Below are 15,683 nucleotides of genomic sequence, written 5' to 3'. Positions count from 1 at the left end.
AGGAGACACCGGATGACGGCACTCGCCGCGCTTCAGACCGTGACAGCACAGGTGGATGCGTTCAACGCGCACGACCTCGAGGCCTTCGTCGCCACGTACGCCGACGACGCGGTGGTGACCGGCGTCGCCGACGCGCCGCTGGTCGGCAGGGATGCCATCCGCGCGTTCTACGCCGGACGCCTCGACAACCCGCTGCTGAGCTGCAGCATCGACGCGACAGCCCTGTTCGGCGACCGCTGGGTGGTGGCCAGGGAGAACGTGGTCAACGACGGCGTCGGCACGGAGACCATCGCGACGTTCGACGTGTGCGGCGGCCTGATCCGCCGCGCCTCCATGCTCAAGGCCTGAGCCCGAACCGTTCCGCGATGGCGGCGTCGGCCTGCGGTGCGCCGAACGACGCCGTCCAGGCGCCGTCCACCGCGATCGACTGGCCGCTCAGATACGACGCCTCGTCTCCGAGCAGGAATGCGGCGAGCGCCGCGACCTCCTCGACGGTGGCGATCCTGCGCATCGGCGGGCCGTCTGCGAGGGCGCGCTCCTCGGCGGCCGGGTCGGCGGCCGCGGCGATCTGCGCATCCAGGTGCGGCGTGCGCACACCGCCGGGAGCGACGGTGTTCGCACGGATCCCGTACGGCCCGTAGGTCACGGCGACGCTGCGGGTCAGGGCGTCGATGCCGCCCTTGGTGAACTCGTATGCCGCGTGGTCGACGAAGCTCGCGCGGCCGTGGATGGAGCCGACGTTGACGATGGCGCCCGGCGTGCCCTGGTCGACGAATGCGGAGACCGCGGCCGAGCATCCCCACAGGTAGCCGAGGCCGTTGATGTCGACGATCTCGCGCACGGCGGCCTCGTCCAGGTCGTGCAGCGGGGTGCGGCGGGTGATCCCGGCGTTGTTGACCCAGCCGCCGAGCGGCGCGAGAGCTCGCGCTTCGTCGGCCGCGCGCAGGTGGGTGGCCCTGTCCGCGCTGTCACCGATGACGACGGCCGCGCAGACGCCCTCCTCCACCGACCGGGATGCGCTCCGCTCGACCCCCACGACGGTCCAGCCGTCCGCGGTGAGCCGTTCCGCGATCCCTCTGCCGATGCCTTTGCCGCTCCCGGTGACGACGACGCTGCGATTCATGCGTTCCTCCCGAAGTCGAAGGTACCCGGCGCGAAGGAGAACCCGATGCCGGGCTCCGCCGTCGGCCGCGCCGTGCCGTCCGCGAAGGCCGGACCGCCGACCACCAGCTGCGGCGACGGGTCGTACGGGTTGCCGCCTGGCCCGCGCCCGAACGTCTCGACGCCGACGCCGTGGCCGAGGTGCACGCTCGTCTCCGGGCTGATGTGACACGACACCGGGAGCCCCCTGTCCTCCGCCCACGCGGCGAACTCGAGCGCAGGGGTGATCCCGCCGATGGCGACGACGTCGAGCCGCGCCAGGTCGATGGCGCCGCCATCGGCGAGGGCTTTGAGGACGCCGGGGTCTGTGACCTCGTCACCGACTCCGACGCGGAGGCCGGTCGCGCTGCGCAGGCGCGCGCATCCGGTCACGTCCTCCGGCAGCAGGGGGTCTTCCAGCCAGGCGAGTTCCGGGTCGCCCCATTCGGCGACCTCGGCGATGGCCGTGTCGGCGTTCGGCCAGCCGAAGCCGACGTCCACGACGATGCCGGTGGTCGCCGGCAGTTCCCTGCGCAGCGTGGAGAGCAGCTCGCGCATCAGCGCCGTGTCCGGCGAGCGCGACAGCTTGACGAGCGGCCAGCCGTCGGCGGCCTGCGAGACGACCTCGTCCACGAGGTCGTTCACGGTGCGCCCCAGTGTCGGGTACGCGGCGACCAGCATCGCCTGGCGCGGGCTGTCGTCTGCGCCGACGAGTTGCCAGACCGGGCGTCCGCTGCGGCGTCCGAGCAGATCCCAGAGCGCGATGTCCACGAGGCCGATCGCCCGGCGCACGAGTCCGACGCGCCCCACGATGGCGCTCCCCCGCAGTGCGCGCTCCCAGAGCGCCGGCACATCCAGCTCTCCGCCGACGACGTGCGGCGCGATCAGCCGCTCGACCAGCTCGGCCATCGGGGCCTCGCGGGTGAGCCCGTACGCGATCCCGGTGCTGCCCTCGCCGTCGGAGACCCGCACGGCGGCGTACTCGCGCCGGGTGACGGTCATCGCGCCGAGGTGCAGGGGCCGGGCGAGCGGCAGGGCGACGGTGGAGGTGCGCAGGTCGCGCACCACCGCATCCGGTGCGGAGGAGACGACGGTGCTCACGGCTTCGGCACCGAGGCCAGCGGCACCCCGTAGTCGACCATGAAGCCGCCGTCCACGTAGATGGTCTGGCCGTTCATGTACGACGCCTGATCGGAGACGAGGAACGACACCGCCGCCGCGATCTCCTCGGCCTGGGCGAGACGACCGGCCGGGATGCGCGCGAGGATCGTCTGCTCGTTCAGGGTGCCTGCCGCGACCCCCTGGCGGAAGACGCCGGTGTCCACGTAGCCGGGCGCCACCGCGTTCACCCGGACTCCCCGCGCAGCCCACTCGGCGCCCGCCGTGGCCGTGAGGCCGATCACCGCCGCCTTCGTCGCCGCGTACGGCGCGCGCCCGGCCGAGCCGCGCGACGAGATCGAGGAGATGTTGACGATGCGTCCGCCTCCCGCCGCGAGCATGTGCCGTCCGGCCGCCTGCAGGCTGAGGAAGACGCCGTGCAGGTTCACGTCGACCACCGCGCGCCACTCGTCCCAGGCCAGGTCTTCGATCGCACGGTGACGCTGGATGCCCGCGTTGTTCACGACCACGTCGATCCTGCCGAACTCGGCTGCGATCCTGTCGAAGACCGCTGCGACGTCCTCCGGGTCGGTCACGTCGAGCCTGCGGTGCACGATCCCGTCGACCGGCGCAGACTCGGTGAAGCCGGGCACCAGGTCGGCGGCGACCACCGTGTATCCGTCCGCTGCCAGGCGGCGGCCGATCTCCCAGCCGATCCCGGCCGCCCCTCCGGTGACGACGGCGACGGGGGTGGATGCGGGGGTTGCGTTCATGGTGATCCTTTCTGGTGGAGCTGATGTGCTGGTGCGTGCCGTGCTGGTGCCGGTGCCGGTCAGACGGTGATGTTGCCCGCAGTGATGACCCGGTCCGAGTCGTCGGGGAAGCCGACGCGTTTCACCGATGTCTCGACGTTCGCCGTGTGCAGCAGGGTCGATCCCGACCCGAAGCCTGCAGCGGACAACTCGAGCTTGCCACCGTCGAAGCGGCAACCGGATGCGCGGTAGTGGTTCGTCCCTCCGGTCAGCGACACGTGGGCGCTCCCGTTGTCCGAGCGGGCGAAGGTGCTGTCGGCGAAGAGCACGGTGACCGCTGCGCTGCCGCCGCGGCCGATGCCCGTCCCTCCCGCACCGGACACGCGGCTCCCGCCGACGACCTCGACGGTCTGGGCGGCCGTCCCGGCGGCGAGCACGGAGACTCCGTCGAGCACGGTGCCCTCGAAACGGGTGTTCGCGGAGGAGGTCTGCAGCGCGTCGGCTCCGGCCGCCGCGCCGAGCCTGCTGTCGCGGAAGGTGATGTCGCCCGCGCCGAGGATCTTCACGCCGCCCACGTTCTCGAGCGTCGTCGCGTCGAACAGGACGGAAGCCTTCACGCTGGCGTCGGTGAGGTTGCCCGGCGCCGCGAACCGGAACCAGGAGTCCCGGATCACGGTGGGCCGCGACGACGCGGACGACGACTGCGTGATCACCAGCGTGCTGTCCGCCGTGCATCCGGTGAGCTGGGCGCCGTCCGCGTTGATCCAGAGCATCCCGGATCCCGCGAGCGACGGTTTGCCGATGACCTTGACGTCCTCGAGGGTGAGGTCGGTGATGCGGACCCTCGCGACGAACCAGGAGCAGACGTGCTTGCGCACCGTGATGCGCTTGGCCGCCGAGCCCCAGGCCGCTCCCGAGTTGGCGAACGTCATCAGCCCGGAGTTGCCCGTGTACGTGAGGTCGTGCTCGTACTGGCCGTGGGTGACGAACGGGCCCTGGTCGTCTCCGTCGCCGTGGCAGTTCTCGACCATCGAGTACGCGCTCGCGGTGAAGTCGTTGAGGTGCCTGGCGTTGGAGGTGTGGCAGTTGGCGACGTAGCCGTAGAGGCAGTAGATCTGCTGGGTCAGGTAGCCCGCCCCGCCGTACGTCACGGATGTGGGGTTGGAGAGGGTGCACTCGATGGTCGAGTAGAAGGTGTTCCAGCGCCGCATGATCAGCGGCCAGAAGGTGAGGGAGCCGACCACCCGCTCCACGTCGCAGCGAACGGCGTACTCGAACGCGATCGGGTGCGAGCCGGTGTACTGGTCGGTGCCCTTGCCCCGGAAGACGAGGTTGCTGATCCGGATGTTCTGCACGGGCTCGACGCGGGTCCAGGTGATGGTGCGCCCCTCGGCGAGCGGCCAGCCGTTCTTGTAGTTCACCCGGATGTGGGTCTGGTCGACGATCTGGGTCACCTGGACGAGCTTCTGCAGCTCCTTCTCCCACCGCCCGCTGAGCGCGTTCACGTCGGCGGCGTACCAGGAGTCCACGGCGAACCAGCTGGCGTCGGCGACCGGGAAGATGTCGCCGAGATCGGGCACGGCCTCGGTGAGAGTGGCCACCTGGACGTCGTTGGTCACCACCCCGGAGAAGAACATCACGGCGCCGAACGGGTTGTCGTACGTGTTGGCGGCGATGCCCTCCGTGGTCATCAGGTGATCGCCGAAGTCGAGTTCCAGGCCGGAGCGCGTGAAGGTGTGCCTGCGCACGAAGTTCAGGTCGGTGTGCGCCTCGATGCGCGAGACGGCCGGGTCGCCGACCATCGCATCCAGAGCGTCGTCGGCCGGTTTGTCGGGCCCGAAGACGCCGAACTGCCGGAAGTCGACGGTGCCGGAGTGCTGCAGCAGCCACACCGTGCCGTTCTTGCCCGCGATGACGGTGCCGCCGTTCGGCGTGCCGTCGAAGCGCGACGCTCCGCGGTAGACGAGGTCGCCCGCGTCCCCCGGCACGCTGTACCCGGCGACCGCGATCAGCTCGCCGTCGGACGCCTTGACGCCGGCGAGGTCGCGCACGAGCCGCGCCTGGCGGATCGAACCGGAGCCGCTGCTCTTCGCCGCGACGGCCGCGTCGGCCGGAGTGGCCGCGCCGATCGCGGTCGCGCCGCCGAGCACGACGGCGCCGAGGCCGACGATCAGGCCGCGTCTCGTGCCGGACGCCGGTGCGCCTGCGGTGGATGCTGCATCGGTGGTGGTGCCCTGAACACTGTTCATCCGTGGATTCCTTTTCGTGTCAGTCGACGACGATGCTGTCGCCGACGATGATGCGTTTCGTCTGTTCGGGAACGGTTCGCTCCACGCCGCGCTCGATCGCCGCGTCGTAGAGCAGGGTGGATGGTGCTGCGAAGCCGGCGTCCGGCAACTGGATGCGTCCCCCGCCGAATTGGGAGCCGACGATTCTGGCGTGGTTGACGCCGGACTCGATCGCGAGGTGCGGGGTGCCCGTCGGCGCTGAGGAGGTCACGCCGTCGATCCGCCAGGTGACCACGCCGGCCCCCGCCGCCCTGCTCAGCGTCGCACCGCCGGTGCGGTCTGTGCTCAGCCGGGCGCCGTCGACGGTGACGACCTGATCCTTCGCCGCCGTCGCGACCAGCGCGACCCCGGTGAGCGTCCCTCCGCGCACGGTCACCTCCGCTCCCGCGAGCTGGAACGGGTCGCCCTTCGCCGGGCCGCTCAGGTCGCAGTCGTGGAAGCGGACGGCCCCGCTCCCCCTGGCGACGGTGCCGTCGATGCCGTCGATGCGGCAGCGCACGAACGAGACGGTCGCCGTCACGGGCGTCTGCACCAGCACCTGCCCCTTCGGCAGCGAGAACGTGCAGTCCTCGATCACCGTCGGGCGGGTGGAGCGCGCGCTGCGCTGGCCGACGGCGAACAGCCCTGCCGTGCATCCACGCAGCTGGGCGCCGTCCGCGTTGATCGTGAGCGTCGCCTGGGGGTCGAAGGTCGACCGCCCGATGACCCGCACGTTCTCGAGGGTCAGGTCGGTGATCTTGGTGCCGGCGACGAGCCAGGAGCAGACATGGTCGCGCACCGTGATGCGTTTCGCCGACGTGCCCCACTGCGCTCCGGAGTTGGCGATGTCCATCAGGCCCGAGCATCCGATGAACGTGAGGTCGTGCTCGTACTGGCCGTGGGTGGTGAACGGGTTGCCGCCCTGGTCGTCGCCGTCGCCGTGGCAGTTCTCCACCATGCAGTACGCGCTGGCGGTGAGGTCGTTGAGGTGCCTGGCGTTCGAGGACGCGCAGTCGCGGACGTGCCCGTAGAGGCAGTAGATCTGCTGGGTGAGGTAGCCGGCGCCGCCGTAGAAGACGGTCGGCGGGTTCTCGATCGAGCAGCGTTCCGTGACGAAGTGGGTGTTCCAGCGGCGCATCACCACCGGCCACCAGGTGTGCGTGGCATGGATGTCGGACACGTCGCAGTGCACGGCGTACTCGAAGGCCGTCGGGTGCGATCCGGTGAGTTCGCGGGCGTCGGGGAGCGAGCCGTCGGTCGGCCCGGTGTACGGCCCCGACCCCACGAAGCGCATGTTGCGCACGCGCACGCGCTCCACCGGCGCGACCTTGCGCCAGCTGAGGCTGCGGCCGGCTTCGAGCGGCCAGCCGTTCAGGTAGTCGACCCGGATGTGCGTGGCGTCGAGCTGCTGCGTCACGCGGACGAAGCGCTGCAGCTCCCGCTCGTCCCCTCCTCCGCCCGCGACGGGTGCGCACTGCACCGCCCACCAGCTGTCGACGGGGAACACCGAGGCGTCCGGCACGGAGACCGCGTCTGTCAGCTCCGGCCACGCCTCCGCCAGCGCGTACTGCACGGCAGCACCCTCCGGCGTTCCCGTGAAGAAGAGGACGGCGCCGAACGGGTTGTCGTGGCTGTTCGCCGCGATGCCCTCCGTGGTGATGAGATGGCCGCCGAAGTCGAGTTCGATGCGGGAGCGGGTGAAGACGTGACGCCGCACGAAGTTGAGGTCGGTGTGCGCCTCGATCCGTTCCACGGTGGGGTCGCCGACCATCGCGTCGAGCGCGTCGTCCGCCGCCCGGCCCGGCCCGTCGATGCCGAAGACGCGGAAGTCGAGGGTGCCGTCGTGCTGCAGCACCCAGACGGTCCCGTTCTTGCCGGGGACGACGGTGCCGCCGTTGACCTTCGTGCCCTTCGCGCCGGCGCCCCGGTAGATCAGGCGTCCTGCGTCGCCGGGCGTGCGGTATCCGGCCGCGATGGCGAGCTGGCCGTCCTTCGCCTGGATCCTGCCGAGGTCGGCGACGGTCCTCGCCTGCTGCACCTCCCCGGACGCTCCCGGCTTCTGCGGTGCGGTCGCCTCCGCCGGAGCGGCGGCGTTGAGCACGCCGACGCCGCCGAGCGCAGCGGCGCTCAGACCGACGATCAGCCCGCGGCGCGTGCTTGCGGGAGTGCGAGGTGGAACGGGTGACGCTGTCATTGCTGCTCCTCGATGATCGTGCGGATGGCGGACACGGCTGCGTCCTCGAGCCTGTCGAGGGAGCCGGGGGCGAGCGGTGTCTGCCAGGCCTGGTACGCGCCGCGCTTGTACGCGTCGCGCGTGGGGAGGTAGACGAAGCCCGGCCCGTTGGTGAGGTTCATCACGACGACGGGGCGGCCGGCGAACGCGGAGCGAAGCGTGCGCTGCAGCCGCGAGTACGCCTCTCCGGGATGCGCGACGACCACAGCGTCTCCGAGCAGCCACGTCCACACCGGATGCTCGACCCGGTCGCCCAGGACGTAGCCGTCGCGCAGGTTGCGCGCCCTGCCGAGCCGTTCGGCCCTGCTGCGCGGGTCGATGTCCGCCCACCGCTCTTCCAGTTCCTCGATGGTGGGGAGGGGCGCGAGGTCGAGGAGCACCGCATCCCTGCTGGTCGCGATGGCGTCGCTCCGGGTTTGCCTGGTCTCTGTCCACATCGCGAGCGGGGCGCCGGACTCGACCACCGCGGACAGTTCGAGTTCGTGCCCAGGCGCAGGGAGGAGGTCGAGGGCGGAGAGCACCGCGTGCCCGAGCGCCCTGCCGTGCCGGTCGGCGACGCCGAGGTCTCCCGTGTACTGCTCGCGCGGGGCCAGCTCGCCGGATGCGCCCTGCAGGAAGAGGCAGGCCGCCCCGGTCTGCTCTTCGACGAGTTCGCGCATCGCGCCGACGTAGTCCGGAGACACCAGCCTGTTCTGCCAGGCCAGCGTGGTCGGGTGGCAGGCGTAGTTGACGATGGTCGCGAGCGCCGTGCCGTCCGCCGCGCTGACCCTGCCGACCAGCACGGTGTCGTCCGCGGTCTCCGCGTCGGGGTTGAACCCGACGAGCGCGCGTCCGTCGAGGTCGAGTTCGCGGTCGGCCGCGAGCGAGCACCGTCCGCTGGTCCAGTCGATGCTGGCGGGCTCCGCGGACTGCAGCGCCTCCCGGCCCGCATCCGTGGCGGCCTCGGCGAGCCTGTCCAGGTAGCCGGGGATGAGGTCGCCTCCGTCGAGGTCGGCGTCTGCGGAGCAGAGCACCGGACCGGCGTGCGTGTGCGACAGGGCGATCATCAGCTGGTCGTCGCGGAGGCCCAGCGCGTCGAGCACCCGCGAGCGCACCGACCATTCGTCGTCGACCCTGCGCCACCACGTCCCGTCGACCGCGATCAGCAGCACGGGCTCTGCGCCGCCCACGGCGAGCGCCGTCAGCGTCATCGGACGGTGCGCTCCCTCCGAGCGCTCCCAGTCCGCCGGCCCCCAGTTCTTCGCCCTGATCCCGGCCGGGGGCGTGATGTCGCGCCGGGCGATGCCGATGGCGGCGTCCGTGTGCGGCACAGCCTGCCGTGCTCCGAGTGCTGTCACAGGTAGTCTCCCGTCCAGTGGTGGGCCGATGGATGCTCGGCCGTGGCGAGCGCGTCGGCGAGCGTCCCGTCGAGCGGGTGGATCATGCCGGTCCCGTCCGGCTGCCAGACGGCGTCGCCGCTGACCGCATCCACGAGGGCGTCGAACGGCTGGCCGCCCGGCAGGTCGAACTCGATGGTCGCGACTCCTCCGGCCGCCGCGAGATCGGAGCACACCGTGCGGCCGATCGCGGAGAGGGCCTCGACGCTGCCGCCCGCTTCGAGCACGGCAGCGTCGGCGCCGCCGTGCTGCGTGCCCGCCGTGCGGACGATCGCGTACGCCGCCTCCCTGGCGTCGCGTCCGGTCGCGAGGTAGACGTCGGCGCCCGCATACCAGCCGTATGCGCGCCGCCAGCCGAGTTCGTCGCGCACCGCACTGAGCGGCAGCGCCGCCGTCGCCGCGTCGTGGATGGTGGAGAGGCGTTCCGGCGCGAGGCCGGAGATGGGCCGTCTGCCGATCCCGCCCGGGCGCCCGCCGTCGCCATCCGGGGATGCGAGCGACCCGATTCGGCGTCTGCGCTGCTGGAACACCGCGAACCCCGCGCCGCGATAGACGTGCGGTGTGCCGGTGAAGAGGAGCGCCCAGTCGTAGCCGGTGCGCCTGCCGTACGCCACGGCCTCGTCGGTCAGCATCCGCGCGACGCGCTGGCCGCGTGCCCGCGTGGCGACGGCGACGTTCGCGAGCCCGAGCACGCGCGCGATCCTTCCGCCCGCGCTGCGCAGGCCGTGATCGAGCAGATACACGCTCCCGATCACCCCGCTGCCGTCCTCGGCGACGATGGTGGAGGCGTGCCTGTTCGGATCGAGCTCCCACTGGGCGAGCATCCCCGGCTCCGCGAAGGCCTCCGCCCAGAGCGCAGCGATCGCCGCGTCGTCCGACGTGGATGCTGTCCGCAGCGTCACCGTGCCCGTCATGCCCGCGCTCCCACGGTCTCCGGCAGCGCGCCGCGTGCGACGGCGGCCGCCAGGAGGGCGGTGCGGTACACAGCGAGCGTGCGCTCCCGGCCGACCGGCGCATCCCCGCCCGCCGCGAACCGGACCACCGCCGCGGCGAGCGCCGCGTACCCGAGGTCGGACGCGTCGCCGAGCGCGAGCGTGTGCACACCGCTCTCCGCCACGATCCGCACGCTGTACTCGTCCGGGCCCGGCACACCGCTGACGGAGACGGTCACCGGCACACCGCCCGACGTGCGCGCCCAGACCAGCCCGGCCGACTCGGAGCGCGTGTCGAGCGCGCCGCGCTCCACCGTGCCGCCCACGATCTCGACGCCGTCGCCGCCGGTCACCAGGTCGAGCAGTTCGAACGCGTGGATGCCGATGTTGAGCAGGGTGCCGCCCGCGCCGTCCTGTTCGTCCTGCCAGCGACGCTCCGGCGTCAGGAACCCGCCGATGTCGTGCTGCGCGGCGACCTGGATGCACAGCGGGCGCTCCGCGCGCATCCGGTCGGCGAACGCGACGGCCTCCGGCGCGAACCGGAGCACGGACGAACTGGCCCAGCGCGCGGCGCCTCGCAGCTCCTCGAACCTGCGAAGGCCGGCCGCCGAGGTCGCGATGGTCTTGTTCAGGAAGACCGGCACCCCGGCGGCCGCGCAGGCGGTCGCCACGTCGGCCGCGCGGGCGGTGCGCGGGGTCGCGACGACCACGTCAGGGCGGAGGGAGAGCAGCGCGTCGAGGTCTGCGATGACGGGCGCGCGGAAGCGCTCGGCGAAGGCGGAGAGCCGGTCGGCGTCGTCCGCGTCCCAGACCCCGGCGACCTCGGCGCCCAGGGCGGTGAGGTTCGCCGCATCCGTGAAGGGATGCGAGTGCGCGACCCCGGCGAACGCGACGCGCACGCTCATGCCATCCGTTCCAGGTCGGCGGCGGAGACCGCGTGCAGCAGGCTCTCCCCCGCGCAGAACCGGCCGACCTCGTCGACCACGATGCGTCCCTGCCGCAGCCGCCCTTCGACTGTCCCCGCCGCCTTGTGCGGCACCAGCAGCACGTTCGGAAGCGTTCGCAGTTCGTGGCCGGCGGGCAGCGGCTCGTCGTCGAACACGTCGAGGGCCGCGTCGATCCTGCCGGAGCGCAGTTCGGCGATCATGGCCTCCTCGTCGACCAGCCACGACCTCGCCGTGTTGACCAGTGCCGCGCCGTCCGGCATCGTCGCGAGCTCCGCCGCGCCGATCATCCCCCTGGTCTCGGGGAGCGACGGGGCGTGCAGCGCGACGACCCTGCTCTCAGCGAGCAGCGTGGACAGCGGAACGAGCGTTGCGCCGAGCGCCTCCGCCTCCGCGTCGTCGATGGTGGGGTCTGCCAGCAGCACGCGTGCGCCGAGCGCCCGCAGCATCCCGAGGTAGGCACGCCCGGTGCGCGACGCCCCCACCACGCCGACCGGCGCATCCAGCAGCTCGTGCCTGGCCGGCGCGTCCTCGGCGTCCGCCCACTCTGCGCCGGCGTGCAGCGCGTGATCGAACCGCGGGATGCGATGCAGCAGCGCGAGCGTGAACGCCAGCGAGACCTCGGCGACCGATCTGGCCATGCCCGCGCCGGCCTGCGTCACGGCCACGCCGCGCTCGAAGCACGCCTCGGACACGAACGGCTTCACGCTCGCCCCGGTGTGCGCGATCAGCCGCAGCGACGGCAGGCGGTCGAGCAGTCCGTCGTCGAAGCGCGGTGCGCCCCAGGCGATGACGACCACCTGCACGGTGGCCAGGTCGAACCGGGCTGCGGCGTCCTCGACGGACTCGGCGACCGCGAGACCGTCGCCGGCCAGACCTGCCGCGGCCGCACCGAGCAGTGCGAGGTCGTCCTCCGTGAAGAACTCGGCGCGGAGCCCGGAGGGCACGGCCACGATGACGGACGGGGATGCGGTCATCAGCGCAGCCACTCGTCGCGGTGCTCCGCGATGAACGCGTCGTCGTTGAGGTGCGGGTACTGCCGCCGCACCCGTTCGATCTCCTCCGCCTGCCCCGGCGACAGCGTCTCGTGCTCGTCGAGGCACCAGATACCGTCGAGCAGCCCCTGCTGGCGCAGCATCTCGTGCACCCCGGCGATCACTCCGGCGAACCCGTTGGCCGGGTCGAAAACGGCGGAGTTGAGGTCGGTGAGGTCGGCGGCCAGGCCGCTGAGCTCCGCTCCGGCCTCGCGGTCGCCGTCCGCCGCCCGGTGGGCGAGCGCCAGCACCTGCGTCGCCGCACGCGTGCCGACCGCCCACTGCCCGAGCAGCCCTCCGACGAAGCGCGCCTCGCGCATCCCGGACGGCGTCTCGACGTGGTGGACGGCGGTGAGGTCGGCGACGATCGCGTCGTCGTTGCCGGTGTAGAGGCTCACGGCGTCCGCACGGTCGGACTCCGACACACCGCGCACGAGTTCGGCGGTGCGGTACCGGTCGAACGGAGCGGCCTTGACGGCCACCACCGACGGCAGATCGGCGAATCTGCGCCAGAACGAGCGCGAGAGCACCGGCCCACCGATGGCCTCCTGCAGGTAGAAGCCGACCACCGGCAGCACCTCGCCCACGGCGCGCGCGCGTTCGATCAGCGCGTCCTCGTCCGCCCCGGCGACCCGGGGGCTGAGCAGCACGGCGTGGTAGCCGAGCCCGGCGGCCAGCTGTGCTTCGCGCACCGCCTGGGCGGTGTCCCCGACCACTCCGGCGATCCTGACCAGCGGGCGGTCCGCCTCCCTGTCGAGCACGTCGGCGGTGAGAGCGAGCACCGGTTCGAGCAGTCCGCGCTCCGGTTCGTGGATCTCGAACTGCGTCGTGTGCACGGCGATGGCGATGCCGCCCGCTCCGGCAGCGAGGTAGTAGCGGGTGAGCGCGCGCTGGCGGCGCTCGTCCAGCTTGCGGTGCGCATCCAGAGCCAGTGGATGCGCGGGGACGACCGTGCCGCGCGCGAGCAGTGCGGCGATCTCCTCCGGGAGGGCGGGAGCGGTGAGCGGTGTGCCCTGCACGTCAGAACCTCCCGTCCCTGACGGCCCACTTCGTGGGTTTGCCGGAAGTGGGGAGCCCGCGGGAGAGCCAGTCCGCCTGCCACTCCACGAGCGTGCCGGCCGGAACGGACGGGTAGCCGAACAGCTCGAAGCACCGGCCGGCGTTGTTGAGCAGCGCCGTCGGCGCCTCCGTGCCGTCGAACTGCACCTCGCGGTCGAACAGCTCCCCGAAGCGCTGCGCGACCGCCCGCACGGAGAGCTGCTCCGGCCCGGTCAGGTTGACGGTGAAGACCGACTCGCTGGCGTGCCGCATCGACCGGAGGACCACCTCGTTGGCGTAGCCCTGCCACACCACGTTCGCCGTTCCCGTCGTCAGCGACACCGGCTCTCCGGCGAGCACGGTCGACGCGATGTCCGCCAGCACCCCGTAGCGGAGGTCGATGGCGTAGTTGAGCCGCACGACGGAGACCGGCGTCGCGCGGGTGAGCGCGGCGAACTCGAACACGCGCTCCCTGCCGAGGCACGACATGGCGTACTCGCCGACGGGAGCGGGCGTATCGGTCTCGACCGACCCTCCGCTCGCCGGCGAGACGAACGGGTAGACGTTGCCGGTGGACATCGCGGTGATCGCGCTGTCCCTGTACCGCCTGGCCACCCGGTCGGGAAGCGCGGCGTTGACCTCCCACGCCCAGGATGCGTTGGTCGCCGCCCCGAACTTCGCGCCGACCATGAACACCACGTTCTGCGCATCCGGCAGCGTGGCGAAGTCGTCGTCGGAGAGCAGGTCGAACGGCACGGTCGTCACGCCCTTCTCCTCCAGGCCGCTGCGCGCCTCCTGGTTCGAGAACCGGGAGACGGCGTAGACGATGTCGGACGAGCGGCCGGCCTGGTCGAGGGCGTTGCGGGCGAGCCTGGACAGGCTCGGGCCCATCTTGCCGCCGGCGCCGAGGATGACGATGTCGCCGGACGACTCCGCCAGGTCGGCGACCAGCTCGGGGCGCGGGGTGGCGAGGGCGTCTTCGAGCTCGATCTCTGAGGTGAACATGGCTGCCTTTCCTGCTGGACGGCCGGTCATCCCTTGATGCCCGCCGATGTGACGCCTTCCTGCACGTAGCGCTGAGCCACGGCATAGGCGAAGAAAATGGGGACGAGCGCGACGACCGAACCGGCGAGCATCACGCTGAGCGGCACGTTCTGCTGCTGCAGCGACGCGACGCCGACGGTGAGCGTCCACATGTCGGAGCTCTTGGCCATGATCAGCGGCCAGAGGAAGTCGTTCCAGTGCCAGAGGAAGATGAAGACGCCGAGGGTGGCGAGCACCGGTTTGCAGAGCGGGAGCACGATCGTGAGGAAGATCCGGAACTCGCCCGCTCCGTCGATCCTCGCCGCCTCGAACAGCTCGTCCGGGAGGCCCTGGATGAACTGGCGCATCAGGAACACCGCCTGCGCGTTCGCGAGCGTCGGCAGGATCAGACCCCAGTACGTGTCGACGCCGCCCAGCTTCGCCAGCACGATGAACGTGGGGATGAGGGTCACGTGGAACGGCACCATCACCATCGCGAGGAACGACCAGAACATCGTCTCCTTGCCGCGGAACCGCTTCTTCGCGAACGCGTAGCCCGCCATCGCGGACAGCAGCAGCACAGCGACGACGCTGACCAGGGCGTAGATCAGCGTGTTGCCCACCCAGACCAGGATGTTCTGCCCGCCGAGCACCTGTTCGTACGACGCGGTGGACAGGTTCCACGGCATCAGGCTCGCGGGGAAGTCGACGGCCAGGCCGGGCTTCAGGCTGAGGATCACCATCGCGTAGAACGGGAAGAAGCACACGACGGCCGCGATGGTCAGCCAGATGTAGCGGACGACGAGGCCCATCCTGCTCGGCTCGAGCGCCCGGTACGCACGCCTGCTGCGCGGGATGCGCTGGGTCGCGGCGGTCATTTCTGCCTCCCGATCACGCGGCGCTGGATGAGCGCGACGACGAGTGTCATGACGAACAGGGCGACGCCGATGGCGGCGGCGTACCCGTAGTCGGTGTACTTGAAGCCCTGGTCGTAGAGCATGTAGACGAGCGAGTAGCTGCCGTGCGCCGGGCCGCCCTGGGTCATCACGTAGACCAGGTCGAACACCTGGAACGACGCCGTCGTCTCGATGACGGCGAGGAAGAACACGGTCGGCTTGAGGTACGGGAGCACGATGAACCTGAACCGCGCCCACGCGCTCGCCCCGTCCATCAGCGCCGCCTCCTCCAGCTCTCTCGGCACGTCCTGGAGCGCGGCGATGACGATGAGCATCCCGTAGCCGAACCGGGACCACACGCCCACGATCACCAGCGCGGGGATGACCAGGACGGTCGAGTTCAGCCACGAGCCGCCCAGACCGAGCGGCGTCATCAGCGTCGACCACGGGCCGTCGCTGGAGAAGATCCACTTGAAGATGGCTCCCGCGAGCACCAGCGAGGTGATCACCGGGAGGAAGAAGACCGAGCGGAAGATCCGCGAGCCGCGGAACGCCCTGCGAACACCGAGCGCCATCGCGATCGACAGGGCCACCGAGATCGGCACGGCCAGCACGGAGTAGATCAGCGTGACCCGCAGCGCCTGCCAGAACACCGGGTCGGCGAACATCCGCTGGAAGTTGCCGACGCCCTTCCAGTCGAGTTCTCCGGAGATGTCGTAGTCGAAGAAGCTCAGGCCGACGCCGGCCAGCGCCGGTCCGAAGCGGAACGCCAGGAACAGCAGGAACGCGGGAAGCACGAAGAAGAGACCGATGCGGGCCTCACGCCTGGCCAGGATGCGCTTGGTCAGGCCGGGCGGTCGCCCGGCGTCTCTGCGCTGCTCACGCTGCTCGCGCTGCTCCGGCGGTCTGGACGCCGCCGGGGCCGGTCTGGTCGTTGTCACGGGGATTCC

14 protein-coding genes are annotated in these 15,683 nt (G+C 71.4%); 1 reads left to right on the top strand and 13 read right to left on the bottom strand.

Annotated features, from left to right (window positions below):
- The first annotated feature begins 12 nt into the window (after positions 1–12).
- On the top strand, positions 13–348 hold the full coding sequence (locus AC1ROC_RS15810) for a nuclear transport factor 2 family protein (protein ID WP_493001295.1): 336 nt from the start codon (positions 13–15) through the stop codon (positions 346–348).
- Here the strand turns inward: AC1ROC_RS15810 and AC1ROC_RS15805 are convergent.
- The 13 genes from AC1ROC_RS15805 to AC1ROC_RS15745 are packed head-to-tail and all read right to left on the bottom strand — an operon-like array spanning position 338 to position 15,674.
- A complete protein-coding gene (locus tag AC1ROC_RS15805) occupies positions 338–1,123 on the bottom strand; it encodes an SDR family NAD(P)-dependent oxidoreductase (protein ID WP_493001293.1) in 786 nt (261 codons plus the stop codon). The genes AC1ROC_RS15810 and AC1ROC_RS15805 overlap by 11 nt on opposite strands.
- Positions 1,120–2,241 (bottom strand): mandelate racemase/muconate lactonizing enzyme family protein, encoded by a 1,122-nt coding sequence (locus AC1ROC_RS15800; protein ID WP_493001291.1) that lies wholly within the window; start codon positions 2,239–2,241, stop codon positions 1,120–1,122. Before AC1ROC_RS15800 ends, AC1ROC_RS15805 begins: the two co-directional genes overlap by 4 nt.
- The gene (locus AC1ROC_RS15795) at positions 2,238–3,011 is read right to left on the bottom strand and encodes an SDR family NAD(P)-dependent oxidoreductase (RefSeq protein WP_493001289.1); all 774 of its coding nucleotides are present in this window, start codon (positions 3,009–3,011) and stop codon (positions 2,238–2,240) included. Before AC1ROC_RS15795 ends, AC1ROC_RS15800 begins: the two co-directional genes overlap by 4 nt.
- Before the next feature lie 59 nt (positions 3,012–3,070).
- The gene (locus AC1ROC_RS15790) at positions 3,071–5,239 is read right to left on the bottom strand and encodes a peptidase C14 (RefSeq protein WP_493001287.1); all 2,169 of its coding nucleotides are present in this window, start codon (positions 5,237–5,239) and stop codon (positions 3,071–3,073) included.
- Positions 5,240–5,258: 19 nt separating this feature from the next.
- Positions 5,259–7,451 (bottom strand): peptidase C14, encoded by a 2,193-nt coding sequence (locus tag AC1ROC_RS15785; protein ID WP_493001285.1) that lies wholly within the window; start codon positions 7,449–7,451, stop codon positions 5,259–5,261.
- Positions 7,448–8,827 carry a hypothetical protein gene (locus tag AC1ROC_RS15780; RefSeq protein ID WP_493001283.1) on the bottom strand — a complete coding sequence of 460 codons (1,380 nt, stop codon included), beginning with the start codon at positions 8,825–8,827 and terminating at the stop codon, positions 7,448–7,450. Before AC1ROC_RS15780 ends, AC1ROC_RS15785 begins: the two co-directional genes overlap by 4 nt.
- Complete coding sequence (locus AC1ROC_RS15775) at positions 8,824–9,780, bottom strand: GNAT family N-acetyltransferase (protein ID WP_493001281.1); 957 nt, start codon at positions 9,778–9,780, stop codon at positions 8,824–8,826. Before AC1ROC_RS15775 ends, AC1ROC_RS15780 begins: the two co-directional genes overlap by 4 nt.
- Entirely contained in the window at positions 9,777–10,703 is a 927-nt protein-coding gene (locus tag AC1ROC_RS15770; protein WP_493001279.1) for a Gfo/Idh/MocA family oxidoreductase, read from the bottom strand. Before AC1ROC_RS15770 ends, AC1ROC_RS15775 begins: the two co-directional genes overlap by 4 nt.
- Complete coding sequence (locus AC1ROC_RS15765; protein WP_493001277.1) at positions 10,700–11,719, bottom strand: hydroxyacid dehydrogenase; 1,020 nt, start codon at positions 11,717–11,719, stop codon at positions 10,700–10,702. The genes AC1ROC_RS15770 and AC1ROC_RS15765 overlap by 4 nt, the downstream gene beginning before the upstream one ends.
- Positions 11,719–12,795, bottom strand: a complete 1,077-nt coding sequence (locus AC1ROC_RS15760; protein WP_493001275.1) for a dihydrodipicolinate synthase family protein — start codon at positions 12,793–12,795, stop codon at positions 11,719–11,721. Before AC1ROC_RS15760 ends, AC1ROC_RS15765 begins: the two co-directional genes overlap by 1 nt.
- A gap of 1 nt (position 12,796) precedes the next feature.
- Positions 12,797–13,819, bottom strand: a complete 1,023-nt coding sequence (locus tag AC1ROC_RS15755; RefSeq protein ID WP_493001273.1) for an NAD-dependent epimerase/dehydratase family protein — start codon at positions 13,817–13,819, stop codon at positions 12,797–12,799.
- A 26-nt stretch (positions 13,820–13,845) separates the two neighbouring features.
- Complete coding sequence (locus AC1ROC_RS15750; RefSeq protein WP_493001271.1) at positions 13,846–14,715, bottom strand: carbohydrate ABC transporter permease; 870 nt, start codon at positions 14,713–14,715, stop codon at positions 13,846–13,848.
- Positions 14,712–15,674 (bottom strand): carbohydrate ABC transporter permease, encoded by a 963-nt coding sequence (locus AC1ROC_RS15745; protein ID WP_247597281.1) that lies wholly within the window; start codon positions 15,672–15,674, stop codon positions 14,712–14,714. Before AC1ROC_RS15745 ends, AC1ROC_RS15750 begins: the two co-directional genes overlap by 4 nt.
- Positions 15,675–15,683: the final 9 nt, after the last annotated feature.

The sequence above is a fragment of the Leifsonia sp. GW821-FHT13C05 genome (assembly GCF_058806515.1).
This window is presented reverse-complemented; position numbering and strand designations above follow the sequence as displayed.

Coding starts and splice junctions, on each gene's coding strand:
- AC1ROC_RS15810 (WP_493001295.1), top strand. CDS start 13: ATGACGGCACTCGCCGCGCTTCAGACCGTGACAGCACAGGTGGATGCG.
- AC1ROC_RS15805 (WP_493001293.1), bottom strand. CDS start 1,123: ATGAATCGCAGCGTCGTCGTCACCGGGAGCGGCAAAGGCATCGGCAGA.
- AC1ROC_RS15795 (WP_493001289.1), bottom strand. CDS start 3,011: ATGAACGCAACCCCCGCATCCACCCCCGTCGCCGTCGTCACCGGAGGG.
- AC1ROC_RS15790 (WP_493001287.1), bottom strand. CDS start 5,239: ATGAACAGTGTTCAGGGCACCACCACCGATGCAGCATCCACCGCAGGC.
- AC1ROC_RS15785 (WP_493001285.1), bottom strand. CDS start 7,451: ATGACAGCGTCACCCGTTCCACCTCGCACTCCCGCAAGCACGCGCCGC.
- AC1ROC_RS15775 (WP_493001281.1), bottom strand. CDS start 9,780: ATGACGGGCACGGTGACGCTGCGGACAGCATCCACGTCGGACGACGCG.
- AC1ROC_RS15770 (WP_493001279.1), bottom strand. CDS start 10,703: ATGAGCGTGCGCGTCGCGTTCGCCGGGGTCGCGCACTCGCATCCCTTC.
- AC1ROC_RS15765 (WP_493001277.1), bottom strand. CDS start 11,719: ATGACCGCATCCCCGTCCGTCATCGTGGCCGTGCCCTCCGGGCTCCGC.
- AC1ROC_RS15755 (WP_493001273.1), bottom strand. CDS start 13,819: ATGTTCACCTCAGAGATCGAGCTCGAAGACGCCCTCGCCACCCCGCGC.
- AC1ROC_RS15750 (WP_493001271.1), bottom strand. CDS start 14,715: ATGACCGCCGCGACCCAGCGCATCCCGCGCAGCAGGCGTGCGTACCGG.